Annotated in this window: 1 protein-coding gene; it reads left to right on the top strand. The window is 69.7% G+C overall.

What is annotated here, in order from left to right; all coding sequences use genetic code 11:
- A partial coding sequence (locus ACFQUV_RS09260; protein WP_378394673.1) for an AAA family ATPase occupies positions 1–313 on the top strand: 313 nt, incomplete at its 5' end.
- Positions 314–429 lie beyond the last annotated feature (116 nt).

The following is a 429-nucleotide window of genomic DNA, read 5'->3' as shown; positions in this document are numbered from 1 at the left end:
GAAGGTCAAGCGGCTCTCGCTGCTGTCCGGCGGCGAGCGGTCCCTCGTCGCGGTCGCCTTCCTCGTCGCGCTCTTCAAGGCCCGGCCCTCGCCGTTCTACATCCTCGACGAGGTCGAGGCGGCGCTCGACGACACCAACCTCGGCCGCCTACTGGAGATCTACGAGGAGCTTCGCGAGAACTCCCAGCTGCTCGTGATCACCCACCAGAAGCGCACCATGGAGGTGGGCGACGCGCTCTACGGCGTCACGATGCGCGGCGACGGCGTCTCCGCCGTCATCAGCCAGCGCCTCCGCGACGCAGAGTCGGCCTAGGCGTGGGCGAGCGTCTTCTGCGGCCCACGCGGGCCGACTACGTCGCCTGGCGCACCGCGACGACGCGGTGGCGCGACGACGACGCCTACGGCCACCTCAACAACGCGACCTACTAC

Source organism: Rhodoplanes sp. P11 (assembly GCF_964266735.1).
GTDB classification, from domain to species: Bacteria; Pseudomonadota; Alphaproteobacteria; order Rhizobiales; family Xanthobacteraceae; genus Rhodoplanes; species Rhodoplanes serenus.
Note: the sequence above shows the minus strand (reverse complement) of the source record. Positions and strands in the feature narration are given on the sequence as shown.